The sequence below is a fragment of the Pseudomonas sp. 2,4-D genome (assembly GCF_030418155.1).
GTDB classification, from domain to species: domain Bacteria; phylum Pseudomonadota; class Gammaproteobacteria; order Pseudomonadales; family Pseudomonadaceae; genus Aquipseudomonas; species Aquipseudomonas alloputida.
On record NZ_JAUHUI010000058.1, the window covers coordinates 15,193 to 30,581 of the forward strand.

Here is a 15,389-nt window from a genome sequence, read left to right on the forward strand (position 1 = left end):
TCGTGTAGGAGCGGGTTTACCCGCGAAGAGGCCCTCAGCCCAAACGCCCTTCTGGCGCATACGGCGCCGGGTCGATAATCGGCTCGGCCCCTGTCAGCAAATCGGTAAACAGCTGGCACGAAGCCGGCGCCAGCACCAGCCCATTGCGATAATGCCCGCAGTTCAGCCACAACCCTTCATGCCCCGGCACAGGCCCAATGTAAGGGATGCCTTCTGGCGACCCCGGCCGCAGTCCCGCCCAGTGCGCCACCACTGTGGCGCCTTCAAGCTCTGGCAACAACTCCACCGCCGATGCCTTCAGGCTTTCCAGCGCATCCCCGGTCGGGGTCTTGTCATACCCGGCGTGTTCCAGCGTGCTCCCCACCAGAATGTGCCCGTCACGTCGCGGGATTGCATAGCGCCCCTTGGCCAGCACCATGCTCGGCAAGAAGTCTTCAGCGCACTTGAACAGGATCATCTGGCCCTTCACGGGCTCCACCGGCAGTTCAAGGCCAAGGGTGCGCAACAGGTCGCCACTCCAGGCGCCTGCGCTGAGCACAACCTCATCCGCCGCCAATACGCCATCAGCCGTCTGGACACCGGTCACGCGCCCCTTTTCCTGCACGAAGCCGCTGATCTGGCAGTGTTCGCGCAAGGTCACGTTCGGCAGCGCCAGCAACGCCGCCTTAAGCGACTTGACCAAGCGTGGGTTGCGCACATTGGCCACGCCAGCCATGTAGATGGCGTGCTTGAAGCCCGGGCCCAGCACCGGCACCGCATCGTAGGCCGCCGAAATATCCACGGCACTGAGCGGCCGCTGCTCACGCACAGCCCAGGCCAATGCTTCGGCCTCGTCGTCCAGGTCGAGCCAGTACAGCCCGGTGGTGTGAACTTCGGGGTCGACGCCGGTGCTGGCGAACAGACGCTCGCCCAGCTGTGGATAAAAGTCCTGCGACCAGTGCGCCAGAGCGGTCACGGCGGGGCTGTAACGCCACGGGTACAACGGCGAGACAATGCCACCGCCAGCCCAGGACGACTCTCGGCCAACCTCGCCCTGATCGCACACCACCACCTGGCCGACCTTGGCTGCCAGGTTGAATGCCGTCAGCAGGCCGATCACCCCGCCGCCAACCACCACTACTTGCTTGCTCATCTGTCGATCCAACACCTGAAGTAAAACCGCGATGCACCGGGCATCATTGAACCTTCAACTTCCCCAACAGTGCGTGCTGTGCTCAACGGCGCCCGGATTGTGCTGCACGCCAGCCTGGTCGAGCTGGAAATCGCCACAGCCATCCTGCGCCATCAGCCCATGCGGTAGCCGCCGGGCGCGCAGCGTGAAGGTGTCACTGTCGCGCTGGGCCTGCAGGCTGTAGTAGCGGGTACCTTCGGGCAAGACCAGGTCGCCCTCGGCGTATTGGCCAGTGCGCACGCGGTGGCGCTCCAGGCGCAGGGCGGCATCATGCAGCAGGCCAACCACTTCGCTGCGCGCGGCTCGCCGAAGCTGGTCGCTGTAACTGGGGTAGGCAATGGCTGCCAGAATGCCGGTCACGGCCAGCACAATCAACAACTCGATCAGGCTCAAGCCTTGCTGCATGTCAGTCTCCTCGCAATCTTTGCCGCCAGGTGATGCGTTGGGTTTGATTGCCGGCCACGGCGTAGACCGCTTCCAGCACATGCCGTGAGCGGCTTTGCTTGCTGACGGCGGTAATCCGGAACAGGCTAACCGGCTGCCCTTCGGGCATGTGCGCGGCACGTGTGCTGACACCCAGGTTCTGCAGCTGGAAAAAGCCGGTCTGGGTTCCTTGCCACTGCCCAACCAGATCGTGCGGCCTGGGCGGTGGCAGGCACGCGTTACAAACGTCAGGGGGCGCCCGTTCAAGTTCGCGTACCCCAGCCAGCAAAGTGGCCTCAGCCTCTTCCAGCGCCATCAGGCCATCGCTCAGGTAGCCGGTCATCCGCGATTCCACCAGCGCGTCGCGCAGGGCAGATGTGGCAAGCAGGCCCAGCAGGACGCTCAGGACCAAGGCCAGTAGAAGAACCACGCCACGCTGGTGAGTCATGAAGCGGGGACCGGGTTGCGGATTGCGACGCTCAACTCATGGTGCTGCTGAACCTTGAGCGTGGGTTCGTAAAGCGTCAGGCTGATATCCACCCGCTCTCCCCCCACCATCTGCACACGCTCCACACGCATCGCCTGCACATTATCAACCAACGGTTGAAATTTGCTGTTTCCGCGTTTGAACCTCAGCTTATCGTCCTGGAGCTGGTAGACATACCTGCTGACCGGGTACACCAGTGGGTCCCCAGCCTTGCGCGCTTCATCGACAGACACTTCGGTCAGGCAATTGGTGTGCAGAAACCAGTCAGGTCGGCCAGCTTGCCCAGGCAACTCCGCCACGATCAGGCTGAGGGTGGACGCTTCGATCACCAGGGGGCGAGCGAAGACCTGCTGTAATGCCGGGTCATCGAAATCGGAAGGTTTCAGGCGCAAACAGCCAAACATGCCGGCCATGCGAATATCCTGGGCCATGCGCAGCAACGCCTGCCGCGCCTCATCCTGCATGCGCAGCGCAGTACTTTGCAGGCGCCAGGCCTGGTGAGCCGATGCAAAGAGCTGACTGGCGGCCGCCAACAGCATCAACCCGATAGTCAGCGCCAACATCAGCTCAACCAAACCAAAACCACGTTGGCCGTGCCTCATCGACGCCCCCGTTCATGCTCGCTGTGCGCCGCCATTGCCGCCTGCCCATTGCGACGCGCGCTGTCCACAGCCTGCAAGGCCTGCAGTTGCAGCCCCGCTGCGGCGAACATACCCACGGCCACGACCACAACCGCCAACAGCACTTCCAGAAGCGTCATGCCCCCTTGCCTTTCGTGCATCCCTGCACCTCCTGCGACTTTTCCCGTCATTGCTTTCAACTTGGGCGACTGGACCTCTTGTCCAACCGCCAGGAAGCTATAGCCAAGCACGTCCAGGGAGGAATGCACGGTGAAGCAACGCGGCGTAACACTGATACAAATGTTGTCGGCCTTGGCCGTGGCGGTCTTGCTGACCCAACTGGGCATGCCGGCCTACGCCCGAATGAGCGATGACCTGCACCGGGCGGCGGCTGCCCGTGATCTGGCGCAGGCGCTGCGCAGTGCACGCAGCCATGCGCTGTTGCAGGGTCAGCCGGTGCTGGTGCTGGCGCTGGACGGTAATTGGGGGAATGGGTGGCGGGTAGTGCTGGAGCATAACCGGCAGGTGCTGCGCGAACAGCGCCTTCCAAAGCCGCTGAAAATAACCAGCAATCGCGGTGAGCAGTTCAAATTCAGTGCGCTGGGCATGCCAATGACGTTGGGTAACAGCTGGTTGGGCGCAACACTGGAAATGTGCGAACGCGCCGCTGCTCGCAGCCGATATCAGGTGGTGCTGGCATCAAGCGGCAGAGTCAGGGTGCTTACGGAGGACCTGAGCAATGACCGCTGCTAGCGCGGTCATTGCAGGAACAGTCTTGAGTCGCGCAAGGGCTGCAAAGCAGCCCCTGCATTGGCGGCGGTGCTGCCCGTCAGATCAGCGAGCGAACCCGCAGTTCTTTGGGCATTGAAAAGGTGATGTTCTCTTCGCGCCCGTCCAGCTCTTCAGCGCCAGTAGCGCCCCAGGCCTTGAGCTGTTCGATCACGCCACGCACCAGCACTTCGGGTGCCGAAGCACCGGCGGTGATGCCGATCCGCGCGGTCTGGTCAAACCAGCCGCGTTGCATGTCCTCGGCACCGTCGATCAGGTAGGCCGGGGTGCCCATGCGCTCAGCCAGCTCGCGCAAACGGTTGGAGTTGGAACTGTTCGGGCTGCCCACCACCAGCACCACGTCGCTCTCGCCGGCCAGTTGCTTGACGGCGTCCTGGCGGTTCTGGGTGGCGTAGCAGATGTCGTCCTTGCGCGGGCCACCGATGTTCGGGAACCGCGCACGCAGCGCATCGATGACGCGGCTGGTGTCGTCCATCGACAGTGTTGTCTGGGTGACGAAAGCCAGGTGGTTCGGGTCGCGCACCTGCAGGTTGGCAACATCTTCCTCGTCTTCGACAAGGTAGATGGCGCCGCCGTTGCTGGCATCGTACTGGCCCATGGTGCCTTCGACTTCCGGGTGCCCTTCGTGGCCGATGAGAATGCACTCACGGCCATCGCGGCTGTACTTGGCCACTTCGATGTGAACCTTGGTCACCAGCGGGCAGGTGGCATCGAACACTTTCAGGCCACGGCCAGCAGCTTCCTGGCGCACAGCCTGGGAAACACCGTGGGCACTGAAGATGACGATGACATCGTCCGGCACTTGGTCCAGCTCTTCGACAAAGATGGCGCCGCGGTTACGCAAGTCTTCCACCACGAACTTGTTGTGCACCACTTCGTGACGCACATAGATCGGCGGGCCGAAGACTTCCAGCGCGCGGTTGACGATCTCGATCGCCCGGTCGACCCCGGCGCAGAAGCCGCGCGGGTTGGCGAGTTTGATTTGCATGCTCGGCTCCAGGCTTACAGGGCCTTCACCTCGAGGATCTCCACCTCGAAGGTCAGGGTCTTGCCAGCCAGTGGGTGATTGAAGTCGATGGTGACCTGATCGTCATCGAACGCTTTGACCACACCCGGCAGCTCGGTGTTGGCGGCGTCGTTGAAGATGATCAGCAGCCCTTCGGACAACTCCATGCCTTCGAAGTTGGACCTCGGCATGACCTGCACGTTCTGCGGGTTAGGCTGGCCGAAGGCGTTCTCCGGGGCAACCACCACGGTGCGCTTGTCACCGGCCTTGAAGCCGAACAGGGCGTTTTCAAAGCCCGGCAGCAGGTTGCCATCACCCACTTTGAAGGTGGCCGGGGCTTTATCGAACGTGCTGTCGACGGTGTCGCCGTTTTCCAGGTGCAGCGCGAAGTGCAGGGTGACTTCGGTGTTCTGGCCGATACGGGTGTCAGTCATGGACCGGATCCTCGGACTTCTTGCTCTTGAACATATCCAGCGCCAGCATCACCGCACCAACGGTGATGGCGCTGTCGGCCACGTTGAAGGCCGGGAAGTAATGACGGTTCTGCCAGTGCACCAGGATGAAGTCGACCACATGGCCCAGCACGATGCGGTCGTACAGGTTGCCAATCGCCCCACCCAGCACCAGCGCCAGCGCCACGGCCAGCCAGGTCTCGTTGCGCCCCAGGCGCTTGAGCCAGACGACCAGTACCGCGCTGACCACCACGGCGATCAGGGCGAACAACCAGCGCTGCCAACCCGCACCGTCAGCCAGGAAGCTGAACGCGGCACCGGTGTTGTAGGCCAGGGTCCAGCTGAAGTAGTCAGGAATGACCACGATCTGCTGGTACATGGTCAGAGCGTTGTTGAAGTACAGCTTGGTGGCCTGGTCGACGACCAGGACCAGCAAGCTCAGCCACAGCCATGCAAGGCGCCCGAAGCGCCCCGCTGCAGGGTTAGGCATAGTGGCGCACCTCACCAGAGCCGGTCAGGTTGTCGACGCAACGGCCGCAGATTTCCGGGTGCTCCGGATGGCTGCCGACGTCGGCGCGGAAGTGCCAGCAACGGCCGCACTTGGTGTGGCCGGACTTGACCACTTGCAGCTTGAGGCCTTCGACTTCGGTGGCTACGGCTTCGGCCGGCGCCTGCGCGAACGGCACCACGCTGGCGGCCGAGGTGATCAGCACGAAGCGCAGCTCGTCGCCCAGCTTGCCCAGGTCGGCACTCAGGCCTTCGTCGGCGTACAGGGTCACTTCGGCTTGCAGGTTGCCGCCGATGACCTTGGCGGTGCGCTGGTTTTCCAGCTCCTTGTTGACCGATGCCTTCACTGCCATCACGCGGTCCCAGTAGGCGCGGTCCAACTCGGTGCCTTCCGGCAGCTCGCTCAGGCCTTGGTACCAGCCGTTGAGCATTACCGACTCGTTGCGCTCGCCCGGCAGGTACTGCCAGATTTCGTCGGCGGTGAATGCCAGGATCGGCGCGATCCAGCGCACCAGCGCCTCGCTGATGTGGTACAGCGCAGTCTGGCAGGAACGGCGGGCGACACTGTTGGCGCCGGTGGTGTACTGGCGGTCCTTGATGATGTCGAGGTAGAAGCCACCCAGCTCCTGTACGCAGAAGTTGTGCACCTTGGAGTAGACGTTCCAGAAACGGTACTCGCTGTAGTGCTCTTCCAGTTCGCGTTGCAGCAGCAGGGTACGGTCCACGGCCCAGCGGTCCAGCGCCAGCATGTCTTCCGGGGCCAGCAGGTCGCGGGCCGGGTCGAAGCCGGACAGGTTGGACAGCAGGAAGCGGGCGGTATTGCGGATACGCCGGTAGGCGTCGGCACTGCGCTGCAGGATCTGCTCGGAAACGGCCATTTCACCGGAATAGTCGGTGGCCGAAACCCACAGGCGCAGGATATCGGCACCCAGGGTGTTGTTGACCTTCTCCGGCTCGATGGTGTTGCCCAGCGACTTGGACATCTTGCGGCCGTTCTCGTCCACGGTGAACCCGTGGGTCAACAGTTCGCGGTATGGCGCATGGTTATCGATGGCGCAACCGGTCAGCAAGGACGAGTGGAACCAGCCGCGGTGCTGGTCGGAACCTTCCAGGTACAGATCGGCGCGCGGGCCGGTGGCATGGCCAATGTCGTGCGAGCCACGCAACACGTGCCAGTGGGTGGTGCCCGAGTCGAACCACACGTCGAGGGTGTCGGCGATCTTGTCGTACTGGTCGGCTTCAGCGCCCAGCAGTTCAGCAGCGTCCAGCTTGAACCAGGCCTCGATGCCTTGCTGCTCGACACGCTTGGCCACTTCTTCCATCAGTTCGACAGTGCGCGGATGCAGCTCGCCGGTCTGCTTGTGCAGGAAGAACGGAATCGGCACACCCCAGTTGCGCTGACGCGAGATGCACCAGTCCGGGCGGTTGGCGATCATCGCGTGCAGGCGCGCCTGGCCCCAGGCCGGGACGAACTTGGTGTCTTCGATGGCTTTCAGTGCACGCTCACGCAGCGGCTCGCCGGTGCTCGGCTGCTTGTCCATGCCCACGAACCACTGCGCGGTGGCACGGTAGATCAGCGGGGTCTTGTGGCGCCAGCAGTGCATATAGCTGTGGCTGATGGTTTCGGTGTGCATCAGCGCACCGACTTCGCTCAGCTTCTCGACGATGGCCGGGTTGGCCTTCCAGATGAACTGGCCGCCGAAGAATGGCAGCGACTCGACATACACGCCGTTGCTCTGCACCGGGGTAAGGATGTCGTCGTTGACCATGCCGTAGCGTTTGCAGGTGACGAAGTCGTCTTCACCGTAGGCTGGCGAGGAATGCACCACGCCGGTACCGGCACCCAGTTCGACGTAGTCGGCCAGGTAGATTGGCGACAGGCGATCGTAGAAAGGATGGCGGAAGTTGATCAGCTCCAGCGCCGAACCTTGGGCGGTGGCAACGACCGAACCTTCCAGGTTGTAGCGCTTCAGGCACGACTCGACCAGCTCTTCAGCCAGCACCAGCAGGCGTTCGCCGGTGTCGACCAGGGCGTACTTGAATTCCGGGTGGATATTCAGGGCCTGGTTGGCCGGGATGGTCCACGGGGTGGTGGTCCAGATCACGATGGCGGCCGGCTTGGCCAGCGATGCCAGGCCGAAGGCGGCGGCCAGCTTGGCTTCATCGGCAACCGGGAAGGCCACGTCGATGGTCTGCGACTTCTTGTCGGCGTACTCGACTTCTGCTTCAGCCAGCGCCGAACCGCAATCAAAGCACCAGTTCACCGGCTTCAGGCCCTTGAACACGAAGCCTTGCTTGACCATCTCGGCCAAAGCGCGGATTTCACCGGCCTCGTTGGCGAAGTTCATGGTCTTGTATGGATTGTCCCAGTCACCCAGTACGCCCAGGCGGATGAACTCGGTCTTCTGCCCTTCGATCTGCTCGGCAGCGTACTCGCGGCACAGCTCGCGGGTACGGTCGGCAGAAAGGTGCTTGCCGTGGGTAACCTCGACCTTGTGCTCGATCGGCAGGCCGTGGCAGTCCCAGCCTGGCACGTACGGCGCATCGAAGCCGGCCAGGGTCTTGGAACGGACGATCATGTCCTTGAGGATCTTGTTCAGCGCATGACCGATGTGAATCTTGCCGTTGGCATAGGGCGGGCCGTCGTGCAGGACGAACTTGGGACGATCCTTGCCAATTTCGCGCAGCTTCTGGTACAGGCCAATGCTGTCCCAGCGCTGCAGGATCTGCGGTTCGCGCTGAGGCAGGCCGGCCTTCATGGGGAAGGCGGTGTCCGGAAGGTTAAGCGTGGCTTTGTAGTCGGTCATTTCAGGCTCTTCGTTAGCGGTTGAGCGTGCCAATGTGCACGTGCGGCGGCGATATCCGCATCGATCGCCGACTTCAGCGCCTCCAGGGAGGCGAATCGCTGCTCTTCACGCAGCTTGTGGTGGAACTCCACCGTCAGGCGCCGGCCGTAAAGATCGCCGGCAAAGTCCAGAAGATGAATCTCCAGGTGCGGGCGCCCATCACCGGCAACGGTGGGGCGCACGCCGATATTGCCGACACCCGGCCAAGCTTTGCCGTCGATCACGATGCTGCCCAGGTATACCCCGGACAGCGGCACGCGGCGGCGCTTGAGCTGGATGTTGGCGGTTGGTGTGCCGAGCTGGCGGGCCAGCTTCTGGCCGTGCAGCACGCGGCCTGTAATGCGGTACGGGCGGCCCAGCAGGTGTTCGGCCAGTTCGAAGTCGCCCTCGGACAAGGCCTTGCGCACTTCTGTGCTGCTGACCCGCAGGCCATCCTGGATGACCGTGTTGGCGGCCTCGACGGTAAAGCCGTACGCGTTGCCGGCCTCGACCAGGAAAGCGAAGTCGCCAGCGCGATCGCAGCCGAAGCGGAAGTCATCGCCCACTTCGAGATGACGCACGCCCAGGCCGTCGACCAGGATGGCCTTGACGAAGGCATCGGCACTGAGCTTGCTCAGACGATGGTTGAACGCCAGGCACAGCACCCGGTCGATACCTTCGGTCGCCAGCAGCTCGATCTTGTCGCGCAGCCGGGCCAGGCGCGCTGGCGCGGTATCGGGTGCGAAGTACTCGCGTGGTTGCGGTTCGAAGATCACCACGCAGGTCGGCAGGCCCAAGGCCTGACCGCGCTCGCGCAGACGCGCCAGGATTGCCTGGTGGCCGCGGTGAACCCCGTCGAAGTTGCCAATGGTGGCGACACAGCCCCGGTGCTCGGGGCGCAGGTTGTGAAGACCTCGAACCAGCTGCATAACGCGCTTCTTGCTCATAAAGTGGCCGATTATAACCACACCCGGGCGCTGGTGACAGGCAGCAGCGCCCAAGGGCGGCGTGGAATGCGAAAAACCGACGCCTGACCCGCCAAAAGCCTCAGTGCAAGGCCTTGCGAGCGAAATGCCGGGGCCGGAAGCCACACAGGTACAGGCAGCCAAAATACGTCACGACGCCCGCCAGGATCAGCGCCCCAAGCCGCAGGAAGCGCTCAAGCATGATGCCCTGTTCCCAGGCCGGCATATAGTGCATGCCCGCCAGTAGTACTGCCGACATCAGCGCCACCGCCAACACAAGCTTGAGCAGGAACACTGCCCAGCCAGGCTGAGGCTCGAACAGCTGCTGACTGCGCAGCTTCCAGAACAGCAAACCGGCATTCAGGCAGGCACCGAGGCTGATCGCCAATGCCAGGCCGGCATGTGCAAGCGGGCCGACCAGGGCAAGGTTGAACAGCTGGGTGCAGACCAAGGTGAAGACTGCGATCTTCACCGGCGTGCGAATATTCTGCTGCGCATAGAAGCCAGGTGCCAGCACCTTGATCAGAATGATCGCCAGCAAGCCCACGGAATAGGCGATCAACGCCCGCTGGGTCATGGCCGCATCAAACGCGCTGAACTTGCCATATTGAAACAGCGCAACGGTCAGCGGCTCGGCAAGAATGGCCAAAGCCAGGGTGCAGGGCAGCACCAGCAGGAAGCACAGGCGCAGGCCCCAGTCGAGAATCCGTGAGTACTCCTCGCGGTCCTTGTTGGCGTAGGTCTTGGCCAGGGTCGGCAGCAGGATGGTGCCCAGAGCAACGCCCAACACACCGGAAGGCAGCTCCATGAGGCGGTCGGCGTAGTACATCCACGACACCGAGCCGGCCACCAGGAAGGAGGCGAAGATGGTGTTGATGATCAGCGAGATCTGGCTCACCGACACCCCCAGGATCGCCGGCAGCATCTGCTTCAGTACCCGCCACACACCCACGTCCTTGAGGTTCAGTCGCGGCAGCACGAGCATGCCGATCTTCTTCAGCGCTGGCAGCTGGTACAGCAACTGCGCCAGGCCACCCGCCAGCACGCCCCAGGCCAACGCCATGATTGGGGGGTTGAAGTACGGCGTCAGCAACACGGCGAAGGCGATCATCGCCACGTTCAGCAAGGTAGGCGTGAAGGCCGGCACCGAAAAGCGGTTCCAGGTATTGAGGATCGCTCCGGCCAGGGAAGACAGCGAGATCAGGAATATATAAGGAAACGTCACCCGCAACAGGTCGGTGGTCAGCTCGTATTTTTCGGTGCTGTCGACAAAACCCGGGGCCGTCGCCCACACCACCCACGGTGCAGCGAGGATGCCGATAGCGGTCACCAGGGCCAGCACCAGGGTCAGAAGGCCGCTGACATAGGCAATGAAGGTGCGCGTCGCCTCCTCGCCTTGCTGGGTCTTGTACTCGGCCAGAATCGGCACGAAGGCTTGGGAGAATGCGCCTTCGGCGAAGATGCGCCGCAACAGGTTGGGCAGTTTGAACGCGATGAAGAAGGCATCGGTAGCGACACCAGCACCAAAGATGCGGGCCAGGATGGTGTCGCGAACAAAGCCCAGCACCCGCGAAATCATGGTGATCGAGCTTACTGCAGCCAGGGATTTGAGCAGGTTCATCGAAAAGATTCACGCCAATGACAGAGGACGCTGCCAGACAGCGTCCGAATGTGCGATACTCCCGCGCCTTCGCAGGGGAGCCAAAAATTCCCGAGTGTACAGGTCGCGCAGCAGAAAGGAATCTTTCCCGCTTGTTGGCGCACCGCTCGGCGGAACCTTGCAGGTGGCCTTGACATCCGCTCGACTGATCGGCATGATTCGCGGCCTATTTTGTTTGCTATTTACCTAAAGTCTTTCGAGGAGCTCGACGGTGGCCAACACACCTTCCGCCAAGAAACGTGCAAAACAGGCTGAGAAGCGTCGCAGCCACAACGCCAGCCTGCGTTCCATGGTCCGCACCTACATCAAGAATGTAGTTAAAGCCATCGACGCAAAAGACGCCGAAAAAGCGCAAGCCGCTTACGTTCTGGCTGTACCTGTAATCGACCGTATGGCCGACAAGGGTATCATCCACAAGAACAAGGCTGCTCGTCACAAAGGCCGTCTGAATGGCCACATCAAGGCGCTGAAAGAAGCTGCAGCTGCCTAAGCGACGCGCTAGTCGAAAAACCGACCCTAGGGTCGGTTTTTTGTTGCCTGCGATTTATGCTTGCGGGCACAGCCCATGTGGGACTCGATCTCTGTGTGTCGCGAAAGGGCTGCGGAGCAGCCCCGGCAATCTCAGCTTCTGCGCTGAAACCGAGGGGCCGCTACGCGCCCCTTTCGCGACGCAAGGCCGCTCCCACAAAAAAGCAGGGCCGCGCTTGGCGGCCCTACTTTTACATCACTTGGCGATCTGAATCTTCGGTGCCCACTGCAGCCATTCATCCTCGGCCTTTTCGAACAAGGCAAAGGTCTGCTGCGGCCGTGCCGGGTTACCCATCTGCTCGCCATCTGGCGTTGCGAAGGCGATACCGCCATCGATCAGGGTTTCCACCGACTCGGTACGCACTGTAGCGCCCTTGAACAGACCCCAGTCGAAACCGAAACCACTGCTGTTCCAGAAGCGGCTACCGCTGCGCACCAAGGCGGCATAGCGCGGCTCGATGAGGATATGAATCAGCACGCGGTCAGCGCTCTGGCCCAGCTCGAAGCCTGTCACCTTGCCCACCGCAACCTCACGATAGGTAACCGGCACACCCGGCTTGATCGAGCCGCGGCGTGGCGCACTGAGCGTCAATGGCAGGCCGACCTCTGGCCCTGCTACCTCCGGTGCCTCGGCCAGGGCGATGAAATCGCGCTGTGGCCCACGGTTCTTGGCTGCTGGCTGCACTTCCAGGTACTGCCCACCTATCAAGGTGTCCAGGTTTTCAGTGCGCACCAGGCCCAGGGCCGGCTTGACCACCCAGAACTGCGTACCGGCACGGGCAATACGATCCGCCGCTTCGGTAATGCGCGCCCGTAGCAGCACCGCCTGCAGGTCATCGGTGAGGTCGACGCTCTCGATGCTGCCCACATCCAGGCCGCGGAAGCGGATGGCCGTGCCCGGTTTCAGGCCATCGGCACGCTCTACACGGATGGTGATCAACGTACCCGCACGGTTCACCGCTTCCTGGCTGTCATGCAGGCGGAAGCGTGGAATGTGCCGTTTCAGCGGTACATCGGGCCGTGGTGTATCGAACGCAATACCGCCGGCCATCAGTGTTTGCAGCGACTCACTCTTGATCTTGATGCCCGACAGGCCGCCGGTCAGGGTGATCCCACTGACGTTCCAGAAGCGCGACGAACCATTGACCAGCTTCTCGTACTCCTTCTCGATATGCACACCGATCAGGATGCGGTTGCTGTTACGGGCGAACTGATAGCTCTGCACGCTACCCACCTTCACCTGGCGGTACGTCACCGGGCTGCCGATTTCCAGCGAACCCAAGGTGTCGGCGAACAACACCATGTGCAGGCCCGGCGCTTTGAGGTCGAGCGGCGGCGCCTTGGCACGCGCCTCGAACTCACGCTCTGGCCGTGCGCCCTTCTCACCAGGACGAATGGCGATGTAGTTACCTTTGACCAAGGCTTCCAGGCCAGTGATTCCCGCCAGGGAAATCGACGGTTTGACTACCCAGAACTGTGTCCCGTCTACCAGGTAGTCCTCGGTCAGTGGGTCGAGTGTCAGCTCGGCCGAAGCGCTGGCCAGGTTGTCCTCCATCTTCAGGGCTTTCAGCGAGCCCACCTGGATACCCTTGTACATGACCGGCGTGCGACCCGCCTGCAGGCCTTCATAATCGCTCAGCTTCACTTTTACCCGGATACCCGCCTGGGCGGCATCGAAGTCCTCGTACAAGCGGAACGGCAGGCTCGGATCGGTGGGAGGGCTGTCCTTGCGGTACTCCGGCGTGGCGAAGGCGATACCACCCGCCACAATGCTCGACAACGACTCACTGCGCACCTTCACACCCGAAAGCGAAGCATCGATGCTGACACCGCTGGCGTTCCAGAAACGCGTGTGCTTGCGCACCAGGCTGGCGTAGGCCGGCTCGATGAAGACTTTCACCTCTACGGTGCTCTGGTCCTCGGACAGGCGGTAGCTTTTCACCCGGCCAACCTGAATCTGCTTGTAGAACACCGGGCTGTCACGATTGAGCGAGCCCAGCCTGTCGGCCTTGAGGGTCAGGTGCAGGCCTGGTTCAGAATCCGAGAGCGGTGGCGCCACCTTCAATGCCACAAAGCGTTTGGTACGTTCCCCCTCTCCCGGGCTAACGGCGATGTAGTTACCCGACACCAGTGTTTCAAGGCCAGATATACCGGCCAGGCTGACACTCGGCTTCACCAGCCAGAAACGCGTGCCTTTGGTTAGATGGGGCTCGGCAGCCTTGTTCATCTCGATGGTAGCGATCACCCCCTGCGTGTCGCCCTTGGCGTCGAGCACCAGGCTTTTCACCTTGCCAACCGGCATGCCTTTGTAGATGACCTCGGTCTTGTTGGCGACGATACCCTCTCCCGACTCGAAGCGGACTTCAATTTCCACACCAGCGTCGCGGTAGGCCTGCCACGCGAGCCAGCCACCGATCATCAGCGCAATCAAAGGCAGGATCCAGATGGCCGACCAGTTCGAGGCTGGGCGGGTTTTAGCCGTTGGCAGGTCACTCATGGTCGTCATCCGACTCCGTGTTATCCCAAATCAGTCGGGGATCGAAAGTTAAAGCGGCAAGCATTGTCAGGATCACCACAGTTGCGAAGGCGACAGCGCCCAGGTTGGCTTCGACACTGGCTATTCGGCCAAAATTCACCACTGCCACCAGGATGGCAATGACGAAGATATCCAGCATGGACCAGCGCCCAATGAATTCGATGAAGCGGTACATCAATATCCGCTGCCGGGCCGAAAGCGGCTGCCGCCGCTGAACGGAGTACAACAGCAAGCCGATACCCACCAGCTTGAACGTGGGGACCAGGATACTGGCAATGAACACCACAGCCGCAATGGGCACCATGCCGTGCTTGAGCAGGGTGATGACACCGGACATGATGGTGTCCGGGCTACCCTGACCGAGGGTACTCACGGTCATGATCGGCAGTATGTTGGCCGGGATGTAGAGGATCGACGCCGCAATCAGCAACGCCCAGGTGCGCACGATACTGTTCGGCCGGCGTGCATGCACGATAGCGCCGCAACGTGTGCAGGTTTGCGAAGTGCTGTCTGGCTCTTGCCTGTTCAGCTCGTGACACTCATTGCAGACAACAATGCCTGCGTCAATCGCCCGCATGCAGGTCCTCCCCCGATAGCGCACTCCAGATCTGGTGGGGCGACATCACCACTTCGAGCCACACCTGAATCAATAACAGACTGATGAAACAGAACAGCCCAAGGCCCACGGTCAGTTCGGCCAGGTCCACCAGTTTGACGATGGCCACCAGCACCCCCATGAAATAGACCTCGAGCATGCCCCAGTCACGCAGGTGGTGATAGATGCGGTAGAAGACCAGGCCGTAGTCACGCCCGAAGTTCAAGCGGATGCTCAACAGCACGGCCAGCTGACAGAGCAGCTTCGCCAGCGGAATGACCATGCTACAGAGCAGTACCACTACGGCAACACCGCGCATTCCCGAGTTGTACAGGCCTAGCACGCCACTCCAGACCGTATCGTCCGAAGTCTGGCCAAGCAGGTGCAACTGCATGATCGGCAGGAAATTGGCCGGCACGAACAGCAAAAGGGCCGTCAGCACCAAGGCCAGGCTGCGATTGACCACATTGTGCCGGTGGGCATAGAGCTCGTAGCCGCAGCGCGGGCATTGGGCTTTCTCATCATGCTGCAGCACGGGCTTGCGCAGCAGCAGGTCGCATTCATGGCAGGCGACAAGCTCGTCCAACGGCAGCTGGGCCAGGGTTTCAGGTTCGACAGAATTGGACATAGAGCGCTTCTGTATAGGTGCGTGGGGGCTATTCTAGTGTTCTGACTCGAATTATGGGAGGCGACGTTGTCCTGAAGGGTGTGCGGGGGGCGCCCCTGCCTGGCGTTGCACCCTTCCCTTGTAGGAGCGGGTTTACCCGCGAACACCGGCAACGCCGGTGCCATCTCCGCTCCCACAGGGATTCAAGCAAGCCCAGG

The 15,389-nt window shown here is 62.0% G+C and carries 16 protein-coding genes; 2 read left to right on the forward strand and 14 right to left on the reverse strand.

The window, feature by feature from the left end:
* Positions 1–34: 34 nt before the first annotated feature.
* From thiO to QYE47_RS25555, 5 genes are read right to left on the reverse strand one after another with little or no spacing between them, the layout of a single operon-like run.
* Entirely contained in the window at positions 35–1,132 is a 1,098-nt protein-coding gene (thiO, locus tag QYE47_RS25535; protein ID WP_014589587.1) for a glycine oxidase ThiO, read from the reverse strand.
* 54 nt (positions 1,133–1,186) lie between these two features.
* Positions 1,187–1,576: a type IV pilin protein gene (locus QYE47_RS25540; protein ID WP_010951877.1), complete on the reverse strand. Its 390-nt coding sequence runs from the start codon at positions 1,574–1,576 to the stop codon at positions 1,187–1,189.
* 1 nt (position 1,577) lies between these two features.
* Entirely contained in the window at positions 1,578–2,042 is a 465-nt protein-coding gene (locus tag QYE47_RS25545; protein WP_070383407.1) for a hypothetical protein, read from the reverse strand.
* Positions 2,039–2,683 (reverse strand): PilW family protein, encoded by a 645-nt coding sequence (locus QYE47_RS25550; protein ID WP_070383406.1) that lies wholly within the window; start codon positions 2,681–2,683, stop codon positions 2,039–2,041. Before QYE47_RS25550 ends, QYE47_RS25545 begins: the two co-directional genes overlap by 4 nt.
* Positions 2,680–2,862 carry a prepilin-type N-terminal cleavage/methylation domain-containing protein gene (locus tag QYE47_RS25555; RefSeq protein WP_014589583.1) on the reverse strand — a complete coding sequence of 61 codons (183 nt, stop codon included), beginning with the start codon at positions 2,860–2,862 and terminating at the stop codon, positions 2,680–2,682. Before QYE47_RS25555 ends, QYE47_RS25550 begins: the two co-directional genes overlap by 4 nt.
* Before the next feature lie 109 nt (positions 2,863–2,971).
* Here QYE47_RS25555 and QYE47_RS25560 point away from each other — a divergent pair, with 109 nt between their 5' ends.
* Positions 2,972–3,454, forward strand: a complete 483-nt coding sequence (locus QYE47_RS25560) for a GspH/FimT family protein (protein WP_070383405.1) — start codon at positions 2,972–2,974, stop codon at positions 3,452–3,454.
* Between the two features lie 76 nt (positions 3,455–3,530).
* Here QYE47_RS25560 and ispH read toward each other — a convergent pair whose 3' ends face one another.
* The 6 genes from ispH to murJ form a co-directional block, all read right to left on the reverse strand.
* Positions 3,531–4,478, reverse strand: coding sequence for a 4-hydroxy-3-methylbut-2-enyl diphosphate reductase (ispH, locus tag QYE47_RS25565; protein WP_004577287.1), 948 nt, complete (start codon positions 4,476–4,478; stop codon positions 3,531–3,533).
* A gap of 14 nt (positions 4,479–4,492) precedes the next feature.
* Complete coding sequence (gene fkpB, locus QYE47_RS25570) at positions 4,493–4,930, reverse strand: FKBP-type peptidyl-prolyl cis-trans isomerase (protein WP_003247607.1); 438 nt, start codon at positions 4,928–4,930, stop codon at positions 4,493–4,495.
* Positions 4,923–5,438 carry a signal peptidase II gene (gene lspA / locus QYE47_RS25575; protein ID WP_014589581.1) on the reverse strand — a complete coding sequence of 172 codons (516 nt, stop codon included), beginning with the start codon at positions 5,436–5,438 and terminating at the stop codon, positions 4,923–4,925. The genes fkpB and lspA overlap by 8 nt, the downstream gene beginning before the upstream one ends.
* Entirely contained in the window at positions 5,431–8,262 is a 2,832-nt protein-coding gene (gene ileS, locus QYE47_RS25580; protein ID WP_014589580.1) for an isoleucine--tRNA ligase, read from the reverse strand. Before ileS ends, lspA begins: the two co-directional genes overlap by 8 nt.
* Positions 8,259–9,209 carry a bifunctional riboflavin kinase/FAD synthetase gene (ribF, locus tag QYE47_RS25585; RefSeq protein WP_070383404.1) on the reverse strand — a complete coding sequence of 317 codons (951 nt, stop codon included), beginning with the start codon at positions 9,207–9,209 and terminating at the stop codon, positions 8,259–8,261. The genes ileS and ribF overlap by 4 nt, the downstream gene beginning before the upstream one ends.
* A 118-nt stretch (positions 9,210–9,327) precedes the next feature.
* Positions 9,328–10,866 carry a murein biosynthesis integral membrane protein MurJ gene (gene murJ, locus QYE47_RS25590; RefSeq protein WP_014589578.1) on the reverse strand — a complete coding sequence of 513 codons (1,539 nt, stop codon included), beginning with the start codon at positions 10,864–10,866 and terminating at the stop codon, positions 9,328–9,330.
* A 250-nt stretch (positions 10,867–11,116) separates the two neighbouring features.
* Between murJ and rpsT the strand changes: the two genes are divergently transcribed.
* Positions 11,117–11,395 carry a 30S ribosomal protein S20 gene (rpsT, locus tag QYE47_RS25595; protein WP_003247625.1) on the forward strand — a complete coding sequence of 93 codons (279 nt, stop codon included), beginning with the start codon at positions 11,117–11,119 and terminating at the stop codon, positions 11,393–11,395.
* A gap of 234 nt (positions 11,396–11,629) precedes the next feature.
* On the opposite strand, the gene QYE47_RS25600 is transcribed toward rpsT, so the two are convergent.
* Genes QYE47_RS25600 through QYE47_RS25610 form a run of 3 tightly spaced genes read right to left on the reverse strand, consistent with a single transcriptional unit; the run spans position 11,630 to position 15,192 of the window.
* Complete coding sequence (locus tag QYE47_RS25600; RefSeq protein WP_070383403.1) at positions 11,630–13,930, reverse strand: MlaD family protein; 2,301 nt, start codon at positions 13,928–13,930, stop codon at positions 11,630–11,632.
* Positions 13,923–14,546: a paraquat-inducible protein A gene (locus QYE47_RS25605; RefSeq protein ID WP_014589576.1), complete on the reverse strand. Its 624-nt coding sequence runs from the start codon at positions 14,544–14,546 to the stop codon at positions 13,923–13,925. Before QYE47_RS25605 ends, QYE47_RS25600 begins: the two co-directional genes overlap by 8 nt.
* Positions 14,533–15,192 carry a paraquat-inducible protein A gene (locus QYE47_RS25610; RefSeq protein WP_020190949.1) on the reverse strand — a complete coding sequence of 220 codons (660 nt, stop codon included), beginning with the start codon at positions 15,190–15,192 and terminating at the stop codon, positions 14,533–14,535. The genes QYE47_RS25605 and QYE47_RS25610 overlap by 14 nt, the downstream gene beginning before the upstream one ends.
* Between the last annotated feature and the right edge of the window lie 197 nt (positions 15,193–15,389).

What these genes read in the sequence shown, in the direction of transcription:
- thiO (WP_014589587.1), bottom strand. Translation starts at nt 1,132, where the DNA reads ATGAGCAAGCAAGTAGTGGTGGTTGGCGGCGGGGTGATCGGCCTGCTG.
- QYE47_RS25540 (WP_010951877.1), bottom strand. Translation starts at nt 1,576, where the DNA reads ATGCAGCAAGGCTTGAGCCTGATCGAGTTGTTGATTGTGCTGGCCGTG.
- QYE47_RS25545 (WP_070383407.1), bottom strand. Translation starts at nt 2,042, where the DNA reads ATGACTCACCAGCGTGGCGTGGTTCTTCTACTGGCCTTGGTCCTGAGC.
- QYE47_RS25550 (WP_070383406.1), bottom strand. Translation starts at nt 2,683, where the DNA reads ATGAGGCACGGCCAACGTGGTTTTGGTTTGGTTGAGCTGATGTTGGCG.
- QYE47_RS25555 (WP_014589583.1), bottom strand. Translation starts at nt 2,862, where the DNA reads ATGCACGAAAGGCAAGGGGGCATGACGCTTCTGGAAGTGCTGTTGGCG.
- ispH (WP_004577287.1), bottom strand. Translation starts at nt 4,478, where the DNA reads ATGCAAATCAAACTCGCCAACCCGCGCGGCTTCTGCGCCGGGGTCGAC.
- fkpB (WP_003247607.1), bottom strand. Translation starts at nt 4,930, where the DNA reads ATGACTGACACCCGTATCGGCCAGAACACCGAAGTCACCCTGCACTTC.
- lspA (WP_014589581.1), bottom strand. Translation starts at nt 5,438, where the DNA reads ATGCCTAACCCTGCAGCGGGGCGCTTCGGGCGCCTTGCATGGCTGTGG.
- ileS (WP_014589580.1), bottom strand. Translation starts at nt 8,262, where the DNA reads ATGACCGACTACAAAGCCACGCTTAACCTTCCGGACACCGCCTTCCCC.
- ribF (WP_070383404.1), bottom strand. Translation starts at nt 9,209, where the DNA reads ATGCAGCTGGTTCGAGGTCTTCACAACCTGCGCCCCGAGCACCGGGGC.
- murJ (WP_014589578.1), bottom strand. Translation starts at nt 10,866, where the DNA reads ATGAACCTGCTCAAATCCCTGGCTGCAGTAAGCTCGATCACCATGATT.
- QYE47_RS25600 (WP_070383403.1), bottom strand. Translation starts at nt 13,930, where the DNA reads ATGAGTGACCTGCCAACGGCTAAAACCCGCCCAGCCTCGAACTGGTCG.
- QYE47_RS25605 (WP_014589576.1), bottom strand. Translation starts at nt 14,546, where the DNA reads ATGCGGGCGATTGACGCAGGCATTGTTGTCTGCAATGAGTGTCACGAG.
- QYE47_RS25610 (WP_020190949.1), bottom strand. Translation starts at nt 15,192, where the DNA reads ATGTCCAATTCTGTCGAACCTGAAACCCTGGCCCAGCTGCCGTTGGAC.